Source organism: Anoxybacillus dikiliensis (assembly GCF_050613275.1).
Taxonomy (GTDB): Bacteria; Bacillota; Bacilli; order Bacillales; family Anoxybacillaceae; genus Anoxybacillus.
The window spans coordinates 2,577,531-2,600,828 of the sequence record NZ_CP187112.1 but is presented as its reverse complement, the minus strand read 5'-3'; the positions used below and the strand labels follow the sequence as shown (position 1 = coordinate 2,600,828).

General features: G+C 43.0%; 16 protein-coding genes and 1 pseudogene. 8 read left to right on the top strand and 9 right to left on the bottom strand.

Annotated features, from left to right (window positions below):
* Positions 1-110 precede the first annotated feature (110 nt).
* Together ACPF7I_RS13525 and ACPF7I_RS13520 are read left to right on the top strand one after the other, a co-directional pair.
* A complete protein-coding gene (locus ACPF7I_RS13525; protein WP_431019043.1) occupies positions 111-890 on the top strand; it encodes a group II intron maturase-specific domain-containing protein in 780 nt (259 codons plus the stop codon).
* A gap of 172 nt (positions 891-1,062) precedes the next feature.
* Positions 1,063-2,703, top strand: a complete 1,641-nt coding sequence (locus ACPF7I_RS13520) for a copper amine oxidase N-terminal domain-containing protein (RefSeq protein WP_430745725.1) — start codon at positions 1,063-1,065, stop codon at positions 2,701-2,703.
* A 93-nt stretch (positions 2,704-2,796) separates the two neighbouring features.
* On the opposite strand, the gene ACPF7I_RS13515 is transcribed toward ACPF7I_RS13520, so the two are convergent.
* From ACPF7I_RS13515 to ACPF7I_RS13505, 3 genes and pseudogenes are all read right to left on the bottom strand, one after another.
* Positions 2,797-3,111 (bottom strand): CBM20 domain-containing protein, encoded by a 315-nt coding sequence (locus tag ACPF7I_RS13515; RefSeq protein ID WP_430746028.1) that lies wholly within the window; start codon positions 3,109-3,111, stop codon positions 2,797-2,799.
* Positions 3,097-4,620, bottom strand: a pseudogene (gene amyS / locus ACPF7I_RS13510) (alpha-amylase); the annotation flags it as partial. The gene ACPF7I_RS13515 and the pseudogene amyS, both read right to left, overlap by 15 nt.
* 231 nt (positions 4,621-4,851) lie before the next feature.
* Positions 4,852-5,544, bottom strand: coding sequence for a plasmid pRiA4b ORF-3 family protein (locus tag ACPF7I_RS13505; protein WP_430745726.1), 693 nt, complete (start codon positions 5,542-5,544; stop codon positions 4,852-4,854).
* A 164-nt stretch (positions 5,545-5,708) separates the two neighbouring features.
* Between ACPF7I_RS13505 and ACPF7I_RS13500 the strand changes: the two genes are divergently transcribed.
* The 4 genes from ACPF7I_RS13500 to ltrA all read left to right on the top strand — a co-directional run bounded on the left by ACPF7I_RS13500 (position 5,709) and on the right by ltrA (position 13,051).
* Positions 5,709-7,019: a UDP-glucose dehydrogenase family protein gene (locus ACPF7I_RS13500; protein ID WP_430745728.1), complete on the top strand. Its 1,311-nt coding sequence runs from the start codon at positions 5,709-5,711 to the stop codon at positions 7,017-7,019.
* Positions 7,020-7,081: 62 nt separating this feature from the next.
* Positions 7,082-8,053, top strand: coding sequence for a UDP-glucose 4-epimerase GalE (gene galE, locus ACPF7I_RS13495; RefSeq protein ID WP_430745730.1), 972 nt, complete (start codon positions 7,082-7,084; stop codon positions 8,051-8,053).
* Between the two features lie 95 nt (positions 8,054-8,148).
* A complete protein-coding gene (locus ACPF7I_RS13490) occupies positions 8,149-11,205 on the top strand; it encodes an efflux RND transporter permease subunit (protein WP_430745731.1) in 3,057 nt (1,018 codons plus the stop codon).
* A gap of 583 nt (positions 11,206-11,788) precedes the next feature.
* Positions 11,789-13,051: a group II intron reverse transcriptase/maturase gene (gene ltrA, locus ACPF7I_RS13485; protein WP_430744401.1), complete on the top strand. Its 1,263-nt coding sequence runs from the start codon at positions 11,789-11,791 to the stop codon at positions 13,049-13,051.
* Between the two features lie 159 nt (positions 13,052-13,210).
* Here ltrA and ACPF7I_RS13480 read toward each other — a convergent pair whose 3' ends face one another.
* Positions 13,211-15,907, bottom strand: coding sequence for a DEAD/DEAH box helicase (locus ACPF7I_RS13480; protein ID WP_430746029.1), 2,697 nt, complete (start codon positions 15,905-15,907; stop codon positions 13,211-13,213).
* The gene (locus ACPF7I_RS13475; RefSeq protein ID WP_430745733.1) at positions 15,907-17,562 is read right to left on the bottom strand and encodes an SWIM zinc finger family protein; all 1,656 of its coding nucleotides are present in this window, start codon (positions 17,560-17,562) and stop codon (positions 15,907-15,909) included. The genes ACPF7I_RS13480 and ACPF7I_RS13475 overlap by 1 nt, the downstream gene beginning before the upstream one ends.
* Positions 17,563-17,702: 140 nt before the next feature.
* Between ACPF7I_RS13475 and ACPF7I_RS13470 the strand changes: the two genes are divergently transcribed.
* Positions 17,703-18,122 carry a VanZ family protein gene (locus tag ACPF7I_RS13470; RefSeq protein WP_430745734.1) on the top strand — a complete coding sequence of 140 codons (420 nt, stop codon included), beginning with the start codon at positions 17,703-17,705 and terminating at the stop codon, positions 18,120-18,122.
* An 8-nt stretch (positions 18,123-18,130) separates the two neighbouring features.
* Here ACPF7I_RS13470 and ACPF7I_RS13465 read toward each other — a convergent pair whose 3' ends face one another.
* The 3 genes from ACPF7I_RS13465 to ACPF7I_RS13455 all read right to left on the bottom strand — a co-directional run bounded on the left by ACPF7I_RS13465 (position 18,131) and on the right by ACPF7I_RS13455 (position 21,142).
* A complete protein-coding gene (locus ACPF7I_RS13465; protein ID WP_430745736.1) occupies positions 18,131-19,183 on the bottom strand; it encodes a Fic family protein in 1,053 nt (350 codons plus the stop codon).
* A 112-nt stretch (positions 19,184-19,295) separates the two neighbouring features.
* A complete protein-coding gene (locus tag ACPF7I_RS13460) occupies positions 19,296-20,288 on the bottom strand; it encodes a Gfo/Idh/MocA family protein (RefSeq protein ID WP_430745737.1) in 993 nt (330 codons plus the stop codon).
* Positions 20,285-21,142 (bottom strand): CvfB family protein, encoded by an 858-nt coding sequence (locus ACPF7I_RS13455; protein WP_430745739.1) that lies wholly within the window; start codon positions 21,140-21,142, stop codon positions 20,285-20,287. The genes ACPF7I_RS13460 and ACPF7I_RS13455 overlap by 4 nt, the downstream gene beginning before the upstream one ends.
* Before the next feature lie 67 nt (positions 21,143-21,209).
* Here ACPF7I_RS13455 and ACPF7I_RS13450 point away from each other — a divergent pair, with 67 nt between their 5' ends.
* Positions 21,210-22,397 carry a YecA family protein gene (locus tag ACPF7I_RS13450; RefSeq protein ID WP_430745741.1) on the top strand — a complete coding sequence of 396 codons (1,188 nt, stop codon included), beginning with the start codon at positions 21,210-21,212 and terminating at the stop codon, positions 22,395-22,397.
* A 20-nt stretch (positions 22,398-22,417) separates the two neighbouring features.
* Here ACPF7I_RS13450 and ACPF7I_RS13445 read toward each other — a convergent pair whose 3' ends face one another.
* Positions 22,418-23,164, bottom strand: coding sequence for a hypothetical protein (locus tag ACPF7I_RS13445; protein WP_430745742.1), 747 nt, complete (start codon positions 23,162-23,164; stop codon positions 22,418-22,420).
* Positions 23,165-23,298 lie beyond the last annotated feature (134 nt).

Genomic DNA, 23,298 nt, shown 5'->3' with positions numbered 1-23,298 from the left:
TTGCCGCGACATCATATCAAGCAGTTTCATATGCAAGGACAAGGAAAGAAAATTGACGGTGTTTATTATCTCGTTGTTCCAGAAGAAGAGCGGACAGCGATTTCCCGACGATGAAAGACACATTTAGAGATGTAATGAATAAGCCTTCTTACAACAGTCGTTATAAAACAGGGGTTGACCCAAAACGCGAATGCGTCTTGGGTTTAGCCCCGTTAAGTCTGCTTCTTTCAAACATCGTCCTAGATGAGCTGGATAAAGAATTAGAAAAGAGAGGACATCCATTCGTTCGTTACGCAGACGACTGTAATATTTACGTGAAATCAAAAAGGGTAGGAGAACGAACAATGGCAAGCGTTCAACGATTCATTGAACGCAAACTCCGCTTGAAAGTGAATGAGAAAAAGTCGGCAGTAGACCGTCCATGGAAACGAAAATTCCCTGGATTTAGCTTCACCGACGCAAAGGAACCAAACGTTCGAATCGCAAAAGAAAGCCTGAAACGAATGAAAAGGAAAGTACGAGAAATCACTTCTAGGAGAATGCCATATCCCATGGAATATCGGATTCAGAAACTGAATCAGTATGTATTAGGATGGTGTGGATACTTTGCGCTGGCGGATACGAAATCAATCTTTCGGAAACTAGACGGATGGATTCGTCGAAGACTTCGCATGTGCTTGTGGAAGAATTGGAAAACACCAAAAACGAGGGTGCGAAACTTGATCAAATTGGGAGTTCCTTCGTGGAAAGCCTATGAATGGGGGAATAGTCGGAAAGGGTACTGGCGTATTTCAAATAGCCCCATCTTACAAAAAACCCTTGGAAACTCCTACTGGAATGACAAAGGTCTTAAAAGTCTACAAGAACGTTACGAATTCTTGCGTCATTGATCTTGATTGAACCGCCGTATACGGAACCGTACGTACGGTGGTGTGAGAGGACGGAGGTTAATCACCTCCTCCTACTCGATTGAAACAAGAAGGAACAAGAGGAGCTTTCGAGAAAGAATATATAGGTACTTAAACAAAGGATAGGGAAAATGAGTGTGGAGGGGGGATATACGTGAAAAAAGTTTTGTGCTTTATGTTGGTCTTTGGAATGATGTTTGCGATGTTTTCTTTTGGACATCAAGTTGCTGTAGCTAGTTCAATTATTGAGATTGACTGGGAAGAAAATGTCGTTTCTGTCTTTGTAAACGGTGAGGAAGTTTTGTTTGATTCTCCACAACCACCTTATGTGGAAGATGGTTATACCCTCGTTCCGCTTCGTGGCATATTTGATGCTTTAGATGCTAAGCTGTCATGGGATGAGAAAACAAAGACGATTACAGGACAATTAAATGATCGAAAGATTACGCTTCGTTTAAATGAAAAAACTGCAACAGTCAATGGAGAGAAAGTTCGCTTAGATATTCCAGCTATTTCGAAATACGGGAGAGTCTTTGTCCCTTTGCGCTTCATATCGGAAGGTCTTGGCTGTCAAGTGTTTTGGAATGCGAAGGAACGTGTAGTACACATTTTTTCATTACAAGAGGCAAAGGTGAAGTATGTTCCAATAAATTTGAATGTAGGAACGAACGACTATCGTTATGGTAACTATTTTGCAGTTGCAAATCGTTATATGTTTGCAGATGAGGGTAAAATAAACATTTTAGAAAGTTATGATGGAAAATTATATATTCATCATTTTGATCCGATGTTTCGCTCCCATCAGCAAACTGTTATTCCAATGGATTTACCGATATTTGGTGGTTTTCACGCTTCTGACGATGGATATTATTATGTTGTCTATGGGGCTAACAACAATAATGAATCAAACTCAAAAGATGTGTTTTCCATTGTGAAATATAATAAGGAATGGAAAGAAGTTGGGAAGCTACGTATTCGTGATGTTTACGTAACACAACCTTTTGATGCGAGTAATTTGGAGATGGACAGTTGGAATGGTGTTTTAGCTGTTCATACAGCACGTTTACGTTATACGTCTGCCGATGGAAAACGACATCAATCGAATATTTCATTTCTTGTTGATACAAAAACTATGACTCTACTCCCGAAAGATAGCTACCAATGGCCGAACAATCACGTAAGCCATTCGTTTGCGACGTTTGTACGGTTTGATGGCAATCGTATCGTATATGTCGATCATGGTGATGCGTATCCACGCTCAATTGTTCTTCAAACGGAAGAGGATGGAATGATTACAAATGTCATCGATATTCTTCGTTTTCCGAAAGTAGAAGAGGAATGTATTAATTACACCGGTGCGAAACTCGGAGGATTCGAAGTAGCAACAAGTAATTATGTTGTTGTAGGATCGAGTGTGCACCCGAAAAACCCATATGGGGTGAGTCAAGCAAAAAATTTATTTGTGGCGACTGTTCCGAAAGATGCAGAGGACAATTCAGCTGTAAAAATAAATTGGTTCACAAACTTTTCATCTTCCTCTGGAAAATCAGTAGAGGAAATGCATATTCGAAAAATAACCGATGATCGATTTTTTCTTATCTGGAGTGTGGACGATGAGAACGGAGTCTCGTCGACATTTTACGCTGTCATTGATGGGGAAGGTCGCATAGTGAAGGAACCGAGAAAGATAGGTATCCCTTCACCTGGGAATATGCATCCGCTTATCATCGACAACGATGTATATTGGTATTCATCTCATTTTGGTACGTTTATTTATAAACTACATGCGGAGTAAGGATTGTTGGTGACTGTCACGCCTTCTAATAAAAACAGCTTGCCGGCAAGAGCTGACAAGCTGTTTTTTATTTTATACAAGATTAGCTTAATCTTAAGGTACATTCCAACTAGCTGTATATGAGCCTGTTGATGAAAATGGAACGGTGTATGTTCGGTTTGGAATGCTTTCCCAAACAACATTTCCAGCTTGGTCTTTTTTAATAAACTTAAACTCAATTGCTTTTCCTTGTGGAAGAGCAATGGTTGCTTTCCACGTCGGATAAGAAGATGGGGTCATTTTGATTGCGTTTGCTGTGTTCCAATTTCCGAGCTCTGGAATATTTCCAACGACATACACATTTTGTCCGCTTGTCGTTGTCGCATTGTTGACGGTAAACGTGACTTGTGATGTTTTCGCAACCCAAATGGAAACGGAGCCTCCGTTGACTTTGAACTCTCCCCAGCCGTCAGCATTAATCGTTACCGTATCGCTTCGATTTCCAGTGAGATCGTAAAACACTTTTCCAGCATGTTTTTTACCTACATACATCCATTTGCTTCCACCAGGGCCGTCAGTGATTAAAGCTGCGAGTCCAGAGTTTGGTTTTGCGTCTATTCCTTCGCGCGTCCAGCCGATAATATCTTGGTGATCGATATAATCGCGCTGTGTTCCGTATGCGTAGTCTCTACGTGCAATAAGAAGTGGATCGATTTTGCTTTTTAAGCCTGGAATATTGTATTTTGGAATGCCGTAATAGTCGCCGTAAAATACACATGGATATCCTTCTTGTCTCGTTAAAATAAAGGCGTAAGCAAGTGGCTTAAACCAAGGCTCTACCCAAGATTGCAAAGATTGGCCAGGCTGTGTGTCATGGTTGTCGACAAGTGTGACTGATAGTGACGGTTGATCTTTCATTAACGTGTTATTCAACAAATAACGCATGTCAAAGTAACCGCTTGATTTTGAAGCAATATAAAAGTTGTTATGCAACGGGGCATCGAATAATGACATTGTTCCGTTTGTTTTTGTAATGTAGTTATGCAGTTTATTGACGTCATAGCTCCAAAATTCCCCGACAGCAAATAAATTTTTTCCTGTTTGATTACGTACATATGACAGCCAGTCAGGGAAAAAGCTATATTTGATATGTTTCACCGCATCTAAGCGAAATCCGTCTACGTTCGTTGTGTTCACATACCATTTTCCCCAGTTTTTCAACTCGGCTACAACTTCCGGGTGATCCATATCCAAATCAGCAAACATTAAGTAATCGTAGTTTCCGTTTTCTGTGTCAACTTCCCAATCCCATGCTTTTCCTGTACCACGAAACTTGTAAATTCGATTTAACTGACGGCTTTGATCCCAATCTGTTCCGTCAAAATGATACCAACGCCATTTAAAACTAGAATACGTGTTTCCGCGACCAGGAAAGTCGAATTTCGTCCATGCTTGAATTTGATATGTTCCTGACACTTCTTGATTACGGTTAGATGGATTGACCTCAACAGCATCGACCCATTCCGTCGCATCAGCTCCTGCTTTATGATTAAATACAACGTCGGCATATACTTGCATACCTGCCGCCTTAGCAGCTTGGATGGCTTGAATATATTGTGTTTTTGTCCCGTATTTTGTTCGAATCGTTCCTTTTTGATTAAATTCCCCTAAATCATATAAATCGTACACGCCGTATCCGACATCGCTTTGACTCGTTCCTTTATATGCCGGTGGGAGCCATAGTGCCGTAATACCTAAAGACGAAAGATTGATAGCTTCATTTTTTACTTTTGTCCAAAGGGTTCCATCGTTCGGTAAATCCCATTCAAAATATTGCATCATTGTTCCGTTAATAGGTGCAGTATTTGCTTGTGCAGTTGAAAAGGGCGTAAGAAAGGAAATGACTAAGGTAGCGACGATAGCGTAATACAACCACACTTTTTTCAAATAATTCATGCCCACACATCCTTTCTTGAAGTAAAATGAGGATGCAAACGTTTGCATTAAAACGTAAACGCGTTTGAAGTCATTATAATGATGTTTGTTAACGCTTACAATATAGTTTTTTATTTTCATATATTTCAACAAATATAAAAGCTTTGTAGTTATTTTATGTGGAGGAATGTATAAAGGACCGCCCTTCCTAGGCAGTCCTCTCACATTTTCGCGCTACTTGAAGCGAATGGTCACAAGTCGTTGGTTTACTTCTTCGATGTCAAAGCGCTCTGGATCAAAGTCGTCCCCGTACCATTCGTCATACCATTCTAAAAACTCTTGACGTTCTTGTTTTCGCGTATCGTCCTTCATCATATCGATCGCATCTTGGTAGCCCCAAACCCCACCAACATCTTCGGGAGGGCATGCTCGTGATCCTTTGATACAAATCGGATGTGTTAACGGTTCGATTCGCTTTTCGATTTTTTCCAATGTAATGATATGATCCCAGTTGTCTCCGAAGTCATACGTATATAGCACTTTTTGTTTCTCTTTACTTAAATATTTTTTAATCGGTGTTTTTCGTGAATCGAGCTTATCCTTCCAAAGAGTCATAAATCGATCATCTGGATGCGGGACGTCAATGATCGCATCACTTGTTTCGAACTGATACAGATGGTAATTTCCCCATCCCATCGCCTCTTGGATAATGAGATGGAGCTGATCGAATGTTATGTCGCTTGGGACGAGCACACGTCGCCAAATCGGTGGACGAATACCGCGCAACTGGATTTTTAATTGATAAATTGTTTCGGCTTTCTTGACTTGTTCTAAAGTTTTTTCAATCTCGTGGCGGAGCGAAGCAGGTAATGTCTCGTAATCTGATAATTTTGTAATCTTTTTTAATGTTTCCCATGCAGTTGGCATATCCTATCAACCTCCTCTGTCCTTTTACTATAATCATAGACAAATGTTCACTTTTTTATAAGTGAAATGGTTTATTTTTTGAAAAGTATTTTTCAGAATAGCTGTACCGTGCAAAAGTGTTCGTATTTGTGTACACTGAAAGAAAAAGGGCACGGAGGTCGGATATGAACATTGCGGTAGTTGGCACAGGTTATGTTGGCTTAGTGACGGGGGTGGCGCTAGCGCATATCGGACATCGGGTGACGTGCGTTGATGTCGATAAAGAAAAAGTGGAGCGAATGCGACGAGGCATTTCACCCATTTATGAGCCGGGCATTGAGCCGTTTATGAAAGAAAATATGGACGCTGGGCGATTGTTTTTTACGACGGACGGTGCGCGTGCATTTCGGGAGGCAGACGTCATTTATGTGGCGGTCGGCACGCCGGAAAACGAGGACGGATCAGCGAATTTAACATATTTAAAGCAAGCGGTGAAAGACATTGCGGCGGCGGTCATAAAAGATGTCATCGTTGTGACAAAAAGTACGGTGCCGATCGGGACGAATCACGAGATGAAGCGCATGTTTGCGGAGCTCGCTCCACATGTACGTATCGAAGTCGTGTCGAACCCTGAATTTTTACGGGAAGGTTCTGCCATTCACGATACGTTTCATGGCGATCGCATCGTGATCGGGGCGGATGATGAACGGGCAGCGGCAGTCGTTGCCGACATTCATCGGCCGTTTGGCATTCCGATTTTTCAAACGGACATTCGAAGTGCGGAAATGATTAAGTACGCCTCGAACGCCTTTTTAGCAACGAAAATTAGTTTTATTAACGAAATTGCGAACATATGTGAAAAAGTTGGGGCGGACATTGAACAAGTGGCGGCTGGTATGGGGATGGATGCGCGCATCGGCTCCTCGTTTTTGCGCGCTGGCATCGGCTATGGAGGCTCTTGTTTTCCGAAAGATACGAAAGCATTGGCAAAAATCGCCGCAAATATCGATCATGATTTTGAACTGCTGAAAGCAGTCATTGAAGTAAACAATAAACAACAGCGAAAGCTCATTGAAAAAGCAAAAAAACGTTTTGGACATCTTCAAGGCAAAAAAATCGCCCTTCTCGGTTTATCGTTTAAGCCAAATACAGACGATATGCGGGAAGCTGCATCGCTTGTCGTTGCGCGCGAGCTACTTGCGGAACAGGCGATCGTCGTTGCGTATGACCCGATTGCGATGGGGAAGGCGGCACATGTGCTGCCGAAAGAAGTCATATATGCAGATCGGGTAGAACAGGCGCTTGAACGTGCGGATGCGGCGATGATTTTAACGGAATGGGATGAATTTCGCCAGTTGGACTTATCTGTATACGTCGAGCAAATGAAAACGCCGATTATTTTTGACGGGCGCAATTGTTATGCGCTCGATGATGTAGCGCGCTACCCAATTGAATATTACTCGATCGGACGAAAACCGATAACGAATATAAAATAAGTCCATCTTTCCTATATATGTGTGATAAAATTGAAGTGTATGACAAGGAAAGGAGATATTGTATGATTTTAGTTGTTGGTGGGGCAGGATATATCGGCAGCCATGTGGTAAAGGAGTTAGTCGAAACGAAGCCGGTCGTCGTGCTTGATAATTTATCGACAGGGCATCGTCATCTCGTTGACAAACGAGCGGTGTTCGTTCATGGCGATTTAGGCGATCGGGCGACGCTTGTACGCGTGTTTGAAAAATATCCGATCGATGCGGTCATGCATTTTGCCGCAAATAGTTTAGTAGGCGAGTCGGTCGTTGAGCCGATGAAATATTATAAAAACAATGTTGCAGCGACGCTGACATTATTGGAAACGATGATGGAATACGGCATCAAGCGTTTTATTTTTTCATCGACAGCGGCGGTGTATGGCATTCCAAACGTTGATCTTATTACGGAAGATTGTCCGACAAACCCAATTAATCCGTACGGTCGCTCAAAGTTAATGATCGAGCATATGCTTTCTGATTTTGCATCAGCGTACGATTTACGTTACGTCGTCTTGCGCTATTTTAATGCGGCAGGTGCGCATATAAGCGGTGAAATCGGGGAGGATCATAACCCAGAAACACATTTAATTCCGCTTATTTTGCAACATTTGCTTGGATTGCGCGATAAAATTTCAGTGTTTGGCACAGATTACGATACGCCAGATGGCACATGTATTCGCGATTACATTCATGTGACCGATTTAGCGGAGGCGCACATTCTCGCCTTGCATGCCCTTCTTTCTGATGAGAAAAAGACGGCTGTATACAACCTTGGCAACGGGCTCGGCTATTCGGTGAAAGAGGTAATCGACATGTGCGAGCGCGTCACAGGGAAAAAAGCAACGATTGAATATACAGCGCGCCGTCCAGGAGATCCAGCTCGACTCGTTGCTTCATCCGAAAAAATTGCCCGCGAACTTGGTTGGCAAGCGACCCGTTCGTTAGAGGACATCATTACAACTGCTTGGAATTGGCATAATAAGCAAAGAGGTTGAAGACGTTTCAGCCTCTTTTTCGTTTGTTTCCAAATTTGACAATGGATTTATGTGTTCGTTACTCTATCATTAGAACAAACATGGGGGGAGATATAATGGGCATTAGCCACTTTTCCATTCGACGCCCTGTGCTCACATTTGTGTCGATGGTGATCGTCATTCTTTTAGGGGCGGTATCGTTGTTAAATATTCCGATGAAGTTAATTCCTGATATTCAGCCCCCTGTCGGTGTAGTTGTGGCAACGTATTCGGGAGCAGGCCCAACAGAAGTGTTAGAAAAAGTGACGAAGCCGTTAGAAAGCAGCTTAGCGACGTTGCCGGGGCTAAAAACGATAACTTCGACGTCGCAAGAAGGATCGACACTCATTTTGTTGCAGTTTTCATGGGCGACGGTTATTGATGACATCCAAAATGATGTCATGCAGCGCATTGACCAAGCGCCGCTTCCAGATGATGTGCAAAAGCCGCGATTTTTGAAATTTGACCCGTCGCAGTTTCCGATTATTCAAATGACGTTAACGAGCAAAGATGGAACGGGCGAGTTGAATGCGTTAGCGCAACAGTTAAAAGCAGAGCTAGCAAAAACAGAAGGGGTGGCTAGCGTGAACGTATCGGGCACGTTAACGAAACGGGTGCGCGTGCTCGTAGATCCAAATAAGCTTCGTACATATCGCCTGTCGCAACAAGATATCGCTAATCTTATTTCAGCTAATAACGTGTCGTTTCCGGGAGAAACGGTTGTCATCGACGAGCGGCAACTATCGACGCGCATTTTAAGCACCGTGCAATCGGTCGATGAACTAAAAAAGCTTGTCATTGCGATCAATCCGCTCACAAATGAACGCATTCGTCTACAAGATGTAGCAAAAGTGGAGCTCGTTTCGGAAAAACAACAAACGATTACACGAACGAATGAACAGCCGTCTGTGCTGATGAGCGTGCTGCAAAAGGCAGATGCGAACACAGCAGAAGTGTCCGAAGCGTTCCAAAAGCAGTTGGACAAATTATTGAAAAAAGAACAATTTAAAAACGTACACGTTGATATATTATTTGACCAAGGGGAGTTTATTCAACGAACGATCCGCAACATCGCACAGTCGCTCGTTTTAGGCGGCGCGTTTGCGATGGCTGTGTTGTTTTTATTTTTGCGAAATATAAAAAGCCCGATCATTATCGGCATCGCTATTCCGTATTCGGTTATTGTGACGTTCGTTTTAATGTATTTTTCCGACTTTACGCTAAATATTATGACGCTTGGCGGGTTGGCGCTCGGAATCGGCATGCTTGTCGACAACTCGATTGTCGTCATTGAAAACATTTCCCGTCATTTAGCGATGGGAAAAGATCCGAAAGAAGCAGCGAAAGATGGCGTAAGCGAGGTCGGAACCGCCATTGTCGCATCGACGTTAACGAGCGTCGCTGTATTCGTCCCTGTATTATTTATTACCGGTTTAATTGGAGATTTATTTACCGAGTTTGCGCTAACGATTGCGTTTAGTTTACTAGCATCGTTATTTGTTGCGCTGACGGTTGTGCCGATGCTTGCGAGCCGTTGGTTGCGCCCGCGCAGACGGTATCGCGAAGAAGCGCGATTATCTTCCGCTCCGATGCGCGCGCTGGAAAAAAGTGTTCGTTGGGCATTGCGCCATCGTTTTATCGTGTTATTGTCAGCGGTTGGACTGCTTGGCGTCGGCGTTGTCGGGCTAACGAAAGTAGGCATGCAGTTTTTGCCGAATACAGATGAAGGGTTTTTCTCGATTCGTGTACAAACAGATAATGGAGCTTCGCTGCAAGCGACAGAGCGCGTCGTGGCGGCGATTGAACATGAGTTAAAGAAAGTCGATGAGATTGAGACGTATGTGAGTCTCATCGGCTCGACGCAAGAACAGTCGTTTCGCGGAACGACGCAAACGAACGTCGCCGAAATATATGTGAAAATGAAGCCGAAAGATAAGCGGAATCGGTCTGTGTTTGTTGTCGTTGATAAATTAAAAGCACCTGTGCAGCAAGCGGTGAAAAACGTAAATCAAACAGCGGAAGTATCGTTTAACTTGCAAGCGTCGACAGGAAGTGCGCCAAATACGTTAACATTTAGCGTAAAAGATACGGATGAGAAAAGGTTGAAAGAAGTCGTTAGTCAAATTGAAAAACGGCTCGCTTCGTTAAAACAAGTAAAAGAAGTGTCGCACGATTTATCTGAAAAAGTGGACGAAATTCAAGTGAAGATTGACCGTGAGAAAGCGTTGCGAAACGGTTTGACCCCTGCGCAAGTCGCCATCGCTGCTCAACAAATGACGCGCGGAATGACGGCGACACGCATCATTGATGCGAGCGCGAACGTGTACGATGTGACGGTCGAATACGATGAAAATGTGAAAAATTCCGTGTCTGACTTAAAGCAATTGCTTGTGAAAAAACCGGACGGGACGTTTGTAAAACTTGGCGACATTGCTTCGGTTACCGTTGGAAAAAGCCGTGTCCAAATTCAGCGAGTAAATGAACAAAGTGCCGTTCAGTTTACTGTGAAATATAAAAGTTCAGTGACGCTTGGCGACATATCGGCGCTTGTCGACCGTGAAATCGCAAAGCTCGATCTTCCAGCTGAGACGGACATCGTCTTTAGCGGCGATCGGGAGTTGCTTGAGTCGTCGCTTGACGATTTAGCGTTAGCTTTCGGATTGGCGGTTACGTTTGTATATCTCGTCATGGCGGCGCAGTTTGAGTCGTTTAAACATCCGTTCATCATTATGTTTACGATTCCGTTAATGATCGTCGGAATTGCGGGCGGATTATTGTTGACGCAGACGCCAGTAAGCGTCATGGTCATTATCGGCGGTATCGTACTTGCCGGTATTGTCGTCAACAATGCGATTGTCCTTGTCGATTATATGAATCAATTGCGTGCGCGCGGAGAGCGAGACATTATTGTCACAGCGGTCAAGCTTCGTCTTCGCCCGATTTTAATGACGGCGTTAACGACAATTTTAGGGCTGTTGCCGCTCGCCTTTGGCATCGGTGACGGGGCGGAGCTTAATCAGCCGATGGCGATTACTGTCATTGGTGGACTATTGAGCAGCACGTTGTTGACGTTATTTGTTATCCCGGTCGTGTACAGCTTTACGTTACCGAGAAAGTTTTATATGCAAAAATAAACAGCCGGTCGCGTCGGCTGTTTATTTTTTTCGTGTGCGCTCGGCATGGGTGCAATCTCTAGGGTGAAAGTCCCGAACTGCGAAGGCAGAAGTAGCAGTTAGCTTAACGCAAGGGTGTCCGTGGTGACGCGGAATCTGAAGGAAGCGAGCGGCAAACTTCCGGTCTGAGGAACACGAACTTCATACAAGGCTAGGTATCATTGGATGAGTTTGCATGACAAAACAAAGTCCTTTCTGCCGAAGGTGATACAGAGTAAATGAAGCAGATAGATGGAAGGAAAGATTGCACTCTTACCCGAGGAGGTCTGATGGATACGTGAAGTACGCTTCATAACCTACTTAGTGATAGGTAGCTGAACCATCAGAAGTCAGCAGAGGTCATAGTACGAATCGGTCTAGAACGATTCGGAAGGACTGAACAATCAAGAGAAAATAGCCCTTGGCATTCAGTTCGTCATGATGAACACAGAAAACATAGAACCTACCAAGAGAAAGGAAACGGTGAATCCCGTGGGGGATCTGTTGGAGGGTGGAGTGACGACTGGCATAAGAAGATCAGCTATTTACGGAAGGAAGAAGAACGATGCTTTTGAATCAAATCCTGTCACGGGAGAACATGCTTCTCGCATTGAAACGAGTAGAACAGAATAAGGGAAGCCACGGAGTAGATATGATGCCCGTACAAAACCTACGAACGCATATCGTCGAAAACTGGCAGTCCATCAAAGAGGCGATTCTCAAAGGTACCTATGAACCGATGCCTGTCCGAAGAGTCGAAATCCCGAAACATGATGGCGGTGTTCGGTTACTAGGTATCCCAACCGTGACAGACCGTTTGATTCAACAGGCAATTGCCCAAGTATTGTCGAAGATATATGACCCCATGTTTTCTGAACATAGCTATGGCTTTCGCCCAAATCGAAGCGCCCATGATGCAGTGAGGAAAGCACAAGGATATATCAAAGAGGGATACCGATGGGTTGTAGACATGGATTTAGAAAAGTTCTTTGATCAGGTCAACCACGACAGACTCATGAACACATTGGCGAAAAGAATCCACGATAAACCGTTATTGAAATTAATCCGCAAATACCTGCAGTCGGGTGTCATGATTCATGGAGTGGTTTCAAGTACAGAAAAAGGGACACCACAAGGTGGTCCATTAAGTCCGCTCCTTTCAAACATCGTTCTTGACGAGTTGGATAAAGAATTAGAAAAGAGAGGACATAAATTCGTTCGTTACGCAGATGACTGTAACATTTACGTAAAATCAAAAAGAGCAGGAGAACGAACAATGGCAAGCGTTCAACGATTCATTGAACGCAAACTCCGCTTGAAAGTGAATGAGAAAAAGTCGGCAGTAGACCGTCCATGGAAACGAAAATTCCTTGGATTTAGCTTCACCAACGCAAAGGAACCAAACGTTCGAATCGCAAAAGAAAGCCTGAAACGAATGAAAAAGAAAGTACGAGAAATCACCTCTAGGAGAATGCCATATCCCATGGAATATCGGATTCAGAAACTGAATCAGTATGTATTAGGATGGTGTGGATACTTTGCGCTGGCGGATACGAAATCAATCTTTCGGAAACTAGATGGATGGATTCGTCGAAGACTTCGCATGTGCTTGTGGAAGAATTGGAAAACAGCAAAAACGAGGGTGCGAAACTTGATCAAATTGGGAGTTCCTTCGTGGAAAGCCTATGAATGGGGGAATAGTCGGAAAGGATACTGGCGTATTTCAAATAGCCCCATCTTACACAAAACCCTTGGAAACTCCTACTGGAATGACCAAGGGCTCAAAAGTCTACAAGAGCGTTACGAATTCTTGCGTCACTTATCTTGATTGAACCGCCGTATACGGAACCGTACGTACGGTGGTGTGAGAGGACGGAGGTTAATCACCTCCTCCTACTCGATTCTTCTAGTTTTTTGGCCATTTGTTCAAGCAGTTTTTCCCATAATGTTTGTTGCTTCGTTCCTTTTTTCTTTGCCATATTTCACCTCATGAAAGCGTAAATAGTTCACGTAATTGTTCGTTGGACAGTTCGGTAATCCACGTTTCACTTTGGATGAGCTGTTCATTGAGCGACTGCTTTTTCTCAAGCATATCATCAATTTTTTCTTCAATCGTACCAGTTGTAATGAATTTATGCACATGAACAAATTTCGTTTGCCCGATGCGATATGCTCGGTCGGTCGCTTGGTTTTCAACGGCCGGATTCCACCAACGGTCAAAATGAATGACGTGGTTGGCGGCTGTTAAGTTTAGCCCTGTTCCGCCTGCTTTGAGCGATAAAATGAATATATGAAACTGTCCGTTTTGAAATTGTTCAATCATTTCATCGCGCGTTTGTTTTGGCGTGCTGCCGTTTAAAAAGACGACCGTTTCTTTCAAATGCGTAGAAAGAAGGTGTTGGATCATCTCGCCCATTTGAATGTACTGGGTAAAGATTAAGCAACTTTCCCCGTTTTCGCGAATTTGCCCGACAAGTTCAAGCAGCTTTTCTACTTTATGCGATCGCTCGACGATTTGCTTCGGATGTTTTTCTTTTAAGTATAGTGCTGGATGGTTGCATAGTTGTTTTAGGCTGTTTAACATTTGTAAAATGATGCCGCGTCGCGCAAACCCATCGACTTGTTCGAGTTTTTCAAGCGACTGTTGCACAATTTGTTCGTATAAGGATGCTTGCTCGACGGTGAGCGGGCAATATTCTTTTTGTTCGAGTTTATCAGGCAGGTCGAGCGCAATACGTTCATCTGTTTTTGTTCGCCGCAATAAAAATGGACGAATAAGCTTTTGTAAACGTTCGGTCGCTTGTTTATCCCCATTTTTCTCAATTGGCGTCGCAAATTGGCGCTGAAACTCGGTTTGCGATCCTAAATAGCCCGGATTTAAGAAATGGAAAATGCTCCACAGTTCGTTTAAACGGTTTTCGATCGGCGTGCCGGTGAGCGCAATTTTATGACGCCCTTTTAGTTTACGAATGGCACGCGCTTGTTTCGTTTGGGCATTTTTAATGTTTTGTGCTTCATCTAAACAAATGACATCCCAATCGATGCTTGCGAGGTCGTCGAAATCTAAATGAGCCAAACTGTATGATGTAATGACAAGATCACAGCTTTTTGCTTTTTCGATAAACGTATCTCCATGTCCACGAGTGGATCCGTGATGAACGTAGACAGTTAAAGACGGAACGAATTGCTGACATTCTTTTTGCCAATTGCCGATGACGCTCGTTGGACAAATAAGTAAAGCAGGGCCGTTTCGTTTCTCGTTTTCTTTCACATAGGCGAGATAGGCTAGCATTTGTATCGTTTTCCCAAGACCCATATCGTCTGCTAAACAGCCACCAAAACCGAGCTGGCGTAAAAAGATGAGCCAGTCGACGCCTCGCTGTTGGTATGGACGTAACGTGCCATGGAACGTGCTCGGAATGGTGACGTTTGGGATATGGTCAATGTTTTTCATTTTTCGTACGAGTGTGGCAAACGAGCGATTTAGTTCAATGTCAATCGCTTCATCGTCTTCATGTTGTTCGTTTGTTTTTTCCGCGAGCGTTTGCATCAGCACGTCACGAAGCGATAAACCTTCTTGTTTCGCTCGTTTCATCAGCTTTTGTACGTGTTGAATGACGGCAGGGTCAAGTTGCACCCATTGATCGCGAATGCGCACGAGGCGGCGCTTTTGTTCGACGAGTTCCGCGAATTGCTGCTCCGTCAGTTCGATGCCGTTTGTAGCGATGCGCCAGTCGAAATCGACGAGTGCATCGAGTCCGAATACAGATGTCGCCGATGATTTCACTCGTGCTTTTACACGAAGGCGCGTTTGTTTGACGACTTCCCACCATTCCGGCACGATAACGCGAACGCCTGCTTCGGTGAGTTCGATTGTCGCTTCCACTAAAAAGCGCAACGCTTCTTCTTCGTTTAGTTGCGTGCGCAACGCTCCGTTTTCGCTCAGCCATGGAACGATCGTTTGCCAGCGTTGTTGAGCTCGTTCAATATGGCTAGCGTATGCCTCCCAAGCTTTTGGCATGTGCGGATACACGGTGATGTCATTCGTTTCCATGTCGATAAGCACCGTTTCGAGCGGCCACGCCCCTCCGTCTTCCTCTGGTTCGTTTAAACGAATGGCGACGATAAATGGCGGGCGGTTTTTGTCCCAGCCGATTTCGGTGAGCCAGTCATGTTCGTCCATAAATGGTGTAGCGTCGCCTGAAATAAGCGGATATGTTTCAATGATTTGTTGCCACGTTTGTTTTAGCTCCACGTCCGATTGAATCCAGTCATTGATTGCTTCTGAACGCCAAACGGATACGAATGGATGATCGTCCGCTTCTGTTCCTTTCCATCCGAAGCGCCCGTTTTTCCACGCTTCAAAGTCGGGCATGAGCTGTTTTTGTTCGATATGTCCCATGATTTGTTTTGCCCATGTTTGAAATTGTTTGCTTTGTTCGTCCCATATCATATGAATAAATCGATTAGACGATGGATAAGCAAAAAACGTAAGCGCCTCCCAAGGCGAAAGAAGGACGCCAATATGTGTCCCAATCGTCTCGATAGGGGCGAATGTGCCATAAAACGTTTCTTCATGCCATAAAAAAACGATGCCTCTCCAATTACTTGGGTGTGTATCGTCGCTATAAATGAAAAATTGTTTTTGTTCCTCAAGCCAGCGGCTTTTTAGTTCAAGTTGCATCATATGAATTTCCCTTTCCGTAATAAATCTTGAAAGGCACGTAATCGTTTCGTTTGTTCAGCTAATGTTGCGATATACGCTTCCCAGCGCGACATTTGTTTTAAAGCACGGTAATGAGCCCGTAGTTTTCGTAAATGTTTGATTGCTTGTTCGTATGCGCTGCGATTTTTTTGTTCGATGTAATACATAATCGTTTGATGATAAAGCGGAAGAACGAGCGAATGATCCGCTTGTTCGACTGCTTTTAAATGGAGCGGATGAATCATATCGACGTTTGCTTTTTCAAGCATATATAATTCAATAAGCTCTTTCCATTTTTGTTCATCGAATAAGTAATCGATGTACGTATAAAAGCTGTACGGAAGCAGCTTTTGAAGAAGCTGTTCGTATCGTTCGGTTTGTTCATTTTTTGTAGCGATACTATATTGGACATAGGCAGATAGTACATGTTGAACAAACCACTCACGGTCAGTTATATGAAGCGAATATAAGTACGTTTCCACATTTTGTTCGAGCCGATGAAACCACTCGACTCCACGTTGAATTTGTTTTTTCGCAAATGACATATGCATAAAACGGACGATATGTTCCGTTGCTAAATATGGAAACGGTTCAATGAGCTGATAAGCTTGCTGATCGTTTTTAAGCAAAAATGATACGTATGAAGCGGCAGCGATAAATGGTATTTTTTCTTCTACGGTTTGTTTCTTATTTAACTGCTCAATCGCCCATGTACATTCCTCTTGGCGATATGTTTCGTCGGTCAATACGGTTGTCCATATGATTTCGTATACATCTAGTATTTGGCTAAAGTACGTTAATTCGCCTGACAATACGTTTCTCACGTATGGGATAGTAGCGTATAAAAGTTGTTCATGACTTTTTGTACGCGGTTTTTTCGCTAAATTTTTGAGTGCTTGTTGGACGGTTGAAGAAAATTGTTCCACATGTCGCTCTTGCATGATCGCGAAGTAGCCCCATGATTTTTGCGGAATATGAACAAGTTTAATAAATGTAAATAAGGCGGCATGGACATAATATAAATGGTCTAAAAACGATGCTTTAGATGTCGGACGTTCGAATGTTGGGAAAAACGATTGAACGAGCCTGCGCATATGTTCTTCTTCCGTTACATCGTATAGCGGGATGCGACGATATTTTTCTTCAAACGATTGCCACCACGCGTCAACGATATTTGCGTTGTTTGGCGCGTTGCTTTCATCTTTCTCATTTGGTTTCTGTTGCTGAACGGTTTGTTGTTTTACTTGTATGTCTTTTCGCTTTTCATCGTTTACTGCTTTTTTTTGTTTTGCATTTGGCTCTTTCCATTGCCGAATCAAGTTTCCGACCGCATCGATTTGATTGTACGCATATAAAAATAACGCAACATTGTGCGGACATAATCCGACTGTTGTGCAAGAACAAGACGAACCAGCCGCTTGTTTCAGTCGAAAAGAAGGCTCATACGTATGCCCTCGGTCTGTCACCTTCCCTTTTAGTACATCATTTTCTACCGTCACATTATATACATGTCCTGTGCGATACAGTTGCCATGCTCGCTTGATGACGTCGCTATGCTTTTTGTACGGTAAAAGCTTTATGAGACGTTGAGCCGCTTTTGTCATCACTTCTTGCGATAACATCGTCTGTAACATACGAAAGCTCCTTTTTTATCAATTTGCCCTTATTTTAGCATGTGTGTTTGTTGTTTACAAATGGAACAAATCAATCGTACAAAGGCGATGAAAATGGTAAAATGATGTGTAGATTTCCATATGTAGAAAGGGCTTAAAAGATGACGAAAACAAATCGTTTGATATGGTGGGGACTTGTGTTCATATGGTGTGGGCTTATTTACTATTTTACGGAGTCTCCGCTATTTACTGGGGAGCAAACCGCGCAATGGATACGCCAGTGGTTAAATTATTTTGGAATTGAAACGAATCGTCCTGTGAGCGATGGGGTATTTTCGTGGAATTTCATCGTTCGGAAATGTGCGCACATGACGGTGTTTGGAACGATGGCGTTTCTTGCGTGGAAAGCGACAGCTTCTTATCGCTTCGCATGGTTATTTACTCTTTTTTGTGCCATTTTCGACGAATGGCATCAATCGTTTCAGCCGAAACGGACGGCACTATTTTCTGACGTCATGATCGATATGGTCGGAGCAACGATCGTTTTATGGATCGTTTGGAAAGCGAATAAGCGACCATAGTTGCTCGCTTATTCGCCTATTTTCCGCCACTTCGAACCTCTCCCTTTACCGATTGGTGTAATTTTCTTTGCTTCCTTTAATTCATTCAAAACGCGATTAATTGTTGCTTCGCTAATGTCAGGATAAGCGTGGCGAATATCTCCCTTTGTAAAATACCCAACTTTTCCTTCAATAAAATCTTGAATGCGTTTTCGTTTGTTTCCGCGACCTGTTTCTATATAGCCAACACGTTCTTCAAGTTTTTTATATGCGGCAACAATAATCGATAAGAAGTAATGTAGCCAAGGGAAAATGTCATTTTTCCCTTCATGCCAATGGATTGATGAGCGCTTTAGCACGTCGTAATACGTTTCTTTACTTTCTTCGATGAGTGTTTCCATACTAATGTAGCGACCGACTTCGTACCCGAATTTGTATAATAAAAGAAGAGTTAATAAACGTGACATCCGTCCATTGCCGTCGTGAAATGGATGAATGCAAAGGAAGTCTAAAATGAAGGTTGCAATTGCGATTAATGGATGGATGTCGCTTTTTTGAGTTGTATGTTGAAAAGTCATGCAAAGAAGGCGCATATGTTCATCGGTTTGGAAAGCTGGTACAGGAATAAAACGGATAAACTTTTCACCATTCGGGAGTGTTTCACTTATATAGTTATCTTGATTTTTCCACTCTCCACCTTGCGAAGGAACATACTCGTATAAATCGCGATGCAGTTGTTTAATGATAGAAGGGGATAGCGGAATGGCGTCGTATGATGCGTGGATCAATTTTAACACATTTCGGTATCCAGCAATCTCTCCTTCCGATCGATCCATCGGTAACGTCCGTTCAGCCATAATGCTTTTGAGACGTTTATCTGTAATAACAATCCCTTCAATTGCGTTTGATGATTTTGTTGATTGAATGATTGCTACATTTTTCAGCGTTTCAAGTATTTGAGGAGATTGTTTTTTGTATAAGTCTTGTTTTCCTTTATATTCATCAATTTTTGTCAGTAGTTGAATCGTTTCCATGGAGTATGGGAGATGTTTCAATAGCTCGTAATTGTATATGCGCATCATACCACCTCATTTATGAATGATTATATTTAATTATAACATAGTGAACCTATTTTTATAAAAATATACTCATTACAAATTAAAAAAACAAATTAAAAAAAGAGAACGTTTCGTTTTAAGCGAAACGTTCGTCAGCAGGAAAAACGATGCCTGTTTGTTTTCGTGCTTCTTCCATAATCTTCATCGTTGCGAGCGAACGAGCGTGAGAGTTGATTGTTGATTCCCTTTCTCCTCGTTCGATGAGCGTTATAAACTCGAGTGCTTCGTAATACATCGGTTCATACGGCTGCGGAACGCTTATATCTTCTATACGCCCGTCGCGGTAATGAATATGGACGCGCGTTGGGGTATGGATCGTGTCGATTACGATTGTCCCTTTTTCCCCTTGAATTTCGGCAGGGGTATAAGAGTTTGCGATTTTTGAATACATAACAACTGCATCCATCTCACCGTAATCGAGTATGATGCTTCCTTCGCCATCTACTCCAGACGATAGTAGGACGCTATGCGCTTGAATTTCTTTTGGTTCGCCAAATAAAACAACGAGCGGATATAAACAATACACGCCAAGATCCATTAATGCGCCGCTTGAAAAGGCGGGATTGAAGGCGTTGGCGACCGTTCCTTGCTTAAACACATCGTAGCGCGAAGAGTATTGGCAATAACTTGCGACGTAACGACGGATGCGCCCGATTTTCGGCAAATGATGTTGAATGGCTTGAAAGTTTGGCAAGCACGTTGTTTTCATCGCTTCCATGAGTACGACATTATTTTTTCTTGCTGCTTCAATCATTGCTTCCACTTCTTTGACGTTAGAAGCGAGCGGTTTTTCACATATGACGTGTTTGCCGTAATTCATAAGCATAATCGCCTGCTCGGCGTGAAAACAATTAGGGCTTGCGATATATACGGCATCAATATCATCGCTTGTGGCAAGCTCGTGTAAATCGGTGAACGTTTGTGTGGCCCCTGTTTTCTCGGCAAAGGCGTTGGCTGTTTCTTGTTGGCGCGAATAAACGGCTTGTAAGTGAAAGGACGGCACTCGTTTCGCCGCTTGAATAAACGCCTCGGTAATCCAGTTTGTTCCGATTGTCGCAAAACGAATCATTCTTCGTCTCTCCCTTTCATGTACGTCCAACCGTCTTGTTGGTACACTTTATTTTCTTTCATTAGCCGTCCGAGTGCGCGTTTAAATGCGGCTTTGCTCATATGAAAGCGAGCTTGAATGTCTTCCGGGTCGCTTTTATCGCTATATGGCATCGCACCGCCGCGGCTTTTAAGGTAATGGTAAATCGTTTCCGCATCGCTTTCTAAGCTTTCTTGTTTGCGCGGAAGTAACGAAACGTTAATCGTCCCATCTTCTTTCACAGCAATGATGCGCCCTTCGACAAGTTCTCCAAGACGCGGCTCTCGTCTTCTTTGTGACTCGTGAATAAACCCGATATATCCGACATCTGTAATGAGAAACGATCCTGCTTTAATGAGGCGATAAATGCGCCCGCGCACGTTTGCATTAAACGCAGAAGGAGGTGCAGGAACGCTTATTTGCTTTATTACGTCATCATCAGCAAGTTTGGCGAGGAGGCGACCTCGTTTATCTACTTGAAGCGAACAGTATAATTGATCTCCTTTGTCTGGCCAAAGCGTCGGAAGTGCCGGTAAGTCGTCGAGCGACAATAAGATGTCTTTTTCGATGCCAATATGAACGAACACGCCTAAGTTCGGAACGACATCGACGACGTCGACCCAACCGTATGATGTTGTTGTGATTAGCGGTCGTTTCATTGTTGCGCGCATTCGTCCGTCGTGGTCGTGATAAAGAAATACTTCGACTTCATCGTCTATTTGCAGCGCATGTTCGCATTGGCTTTCATGAAGCAAGGCGCTTTCCTTTCCATTTGTGACGATGTAGCCGAACGGTTTTTGTTCTTTTACTTGCCATGTTACGATTTGTCCAATCATGTATCTCTTCCTTTTTTGTAAGTAGTTTATCCATTATTGTACATGATTAAAATGAAAGAGACAAAGGATGTATCTTGTTCCAGTTTGGCGTGATACAATAAAAGAAAAAGAGATTGAGGTGAAGACGATGAATAAAGTAGCACGAAATGCGTTATGTCCGTGCGGAAGCGGGAAAAAATATAAACATTGTTGCGGAAATAACGTTGTGTCTATTCATGGGCTTGTCGATCAAGATGTCGTTCAACATATGCACGAATTCATTCATTACGCAGCTTTTGAACATGAACGGTTTTTGCAACGCGCGGCGGATGCGCGTATTCATAAAGAACAGACAGATGAAGAAACGTTGCCTGTGTTTCGTTTTTTTATCGGTATATGGGTTATGTTTTTTAAACGATATGAAAACGGTATGACGATTTTCGATTATTACTTGCGCACCGTTCGGAAACATGCTGTCCGTCCGACCGTATATCATATCATTCAATCGTGGCGGCAAGCGTTTCCTACGTTTGTCCGCATCGATGAATTGCACGATTCGCATGCGACAGTAACCGATTTACTAACAGGAGAAACGAAGCATATGAAACTGCTTGATATGTCTGATGAATTTGAATTAAAAGAAGGACAAGCGCTCGCAGGCATTTTCGTCCCGCACGGTCCATACGTCACGTCTTTTGCGACGTTTTTTCCGTTGCCTCGTCCTTTGACGGAGCAGCTGCACGCATACATACAAGACGTTTGGGAAACATGCGATCAACAATATGAACAATGGATTCATATGTATCCCGACACGTTGCAAAACGTATTGCATTTTTCTATTTTTGATTTCGATGTAGCAAACTTGTCGCCAAAACAAGAGCGAGTGTTTACATTATTTCAAGAAAACTTTCCGAGCCAAGCTCCTTCCGTCATCGATACGGCTCGTTTCATATGGGTTGAATATTGTCAAACGTGCCACCCTGTTATTCGAAAGCCAGAAGTATATGCGGCAGCGCTCCATTACGTTATGGCGGATGCGATTTTAAACGAAGACGTTTCGAAAACACAGCTCGCTGCGCAATATCACATTTCCACGGGCGCCTTATCGAAACGGCTTGACGCATTTTACAGCGTCTTTGAAGACATTGCCGAAAAGGTGAACGAACGGTTAGCAGAACTGTTTGATGACTGGGATGATGAATTTGACGACTGGGATGAAGATGATTGGGAAGATGATATATTTGAAGTGTGCGAAGACTGCGATGAAGATGAGTAAAGGGAGCGAATCGGCTCCCTTTATAGTTTGCTAAGTGCTTTTTTTAGTAATGCGTTTCGCTGAGCTGACTTTTGTTGTTCGTAAGCTTCGCGAAATTCTTTGGCATGGCTTGGACTAAAGCCGTGCTTTTTCAATTCGTTTTCTAATGCATGGTAGACTACATTGAATGCCGCGTCTGTTTTTGCCTCGAGCTCTTGCGCTGCTGCATTGTACTTAGCAAAAAAGGAATGAAAGGAGACCGATTGACCGGCCGCTTTTTTCTCTTTGTATTCTCCAATCGCATGGTCGACTAATGCATCAATTTTCGCATGTGCTTGTTGTTGAAGATATTCAAAAGAAGGGCGGTACTTTTCTTTAATACTTGCGACAGTTACTTGCTCGGATGGCTCGCTTTGTTCATTGTTTCCGCTTTCGTCATTTCGTTCATTTTGTTGATCTGCTCCACCTTGTTGCTTATTTGCCCCATCTTTGTTATTTGTTTTGGTTTCGTTATGTTGCGATGATTGATCCCCGTTATCGTTTGTTTGCCCCGTTGTATTTTGTTTCGTGGAAGTCGTTTGCTGGCTTTTTTCCGATGGCATAGACGATGGAAGATCGTCAGGTAATAAAACTTCATATTCTTCTTCTACAATTTCCGCAATCTTTGGGTCTTCCTTTTTCAATTCATTTAAATCCACTTTTTTATTTGTAAGAAAGTAATAATAGCCTCCCGCACTTCCGAGAAGTACAACAACGATGCTGAACGAGATGATAATCCATTTTTTCACTAAAAAAATCCCCTTTCTTTTTATTACTATGTATATCATACATGATTTTTCTTTTTTTAGTGAGAATTTTTTTGTTTCCATAAAAAGTAATTATAGTTTTATTTTTTGCAAGGTAAGAATTGTTGTAGCTTGCT

Bases quoted from the DNA above. Each gene is read 5' to 3' on its own strand.
- ACPF7I_RS13505 (WP_430745726.1), bottom strand. From the start codon at position 5,544: ATGCCAACTGCATGGGAAACATTAAAAAAGATTACAAAATTATCAGAT.
- ACPF7I_RS13460 (WP_430745737.1), bottom strand. From the start codon at position 20,288: ATGATTCGTTTTGCGACAATCGGAACAAACTGGATTACCGAGGCGTTT.
- ACPF7I_RS13480 (WP_430746029.1), bottom strand. From the start codon at position 15,907: ATGCAACTTGAACTAAAAAGCCGCTGGCTTGAGGAACAAAAACAATTT.
- ltrA (WP_430744401.1), top strand. From the start codon at position 11,789: ATGCTTTTGAATCAAATCCTGTCACGGGAGAACATGCTTCTCGCATTG.
- ACPF7I_RS13500 (WP_430745728.1), top strand. From the start codon at position 5,709: ATGAACATTGCGGTAGTTGGCACAGGTTATGTTGGCTTAGTGACGGGG.
- ACPF7I_RS13525 (WP_431019043.1), top strand. From the start codon at position 111: ATGAAAGACACATTTAGAGATGTAATGAATAAGCCTTCTTACAACAGT.
- galE (WP_430745730.1), top strand. From the start codon at position 7,082: ATGATTTTAGTTGTTGGTGGGGCAGGATATATCGGCAGCCATGTGGTA.
- ACPF7I_RS13455 (WP_430745739.1), bottom strand. From the start codon at position 21,142: ATGATTGGACAAATCGTAACATGGCAAGTAAAAGAACAAAAACCGTTC.
- ACPF7I_RS13475 (WP_430745733.1), bottom strand. From the start codon at position 17,562: ATGTTACAGACGATGTTATCGCAAGAAGTGATGACAAAAGCGGCTCAA.
- ACPF7I_RS13450 (WP_430745741.1), top strand. From the start codon at position 21,210: ATGTATCTTGTTCCAGTTTGGCGTGATACAATAAAAGAAAAAGAGATT.
- ACPF7I_RS13490 (WP_430745731.1), top strand. From the start codon at position 8,149: ATGGGCATTAGCCACTTTTCCATTCGACGCCCTGTGCTCACATTTGTG.
- ACPF7I_RS13470 (WP_430745734.1), top strand. From the start codon at position 17,703: ATGACGAAAACAAATCGTTTGATATGGTGGGGACTTGTGTTCATATGG.
- ACPF7I_RS13465 (WP_430745736.1), bottom strand. From the start codon at position 19,183: ATGATGCGCATATACAATTACGAGCTATTGAAACATCTCCCATACTCC.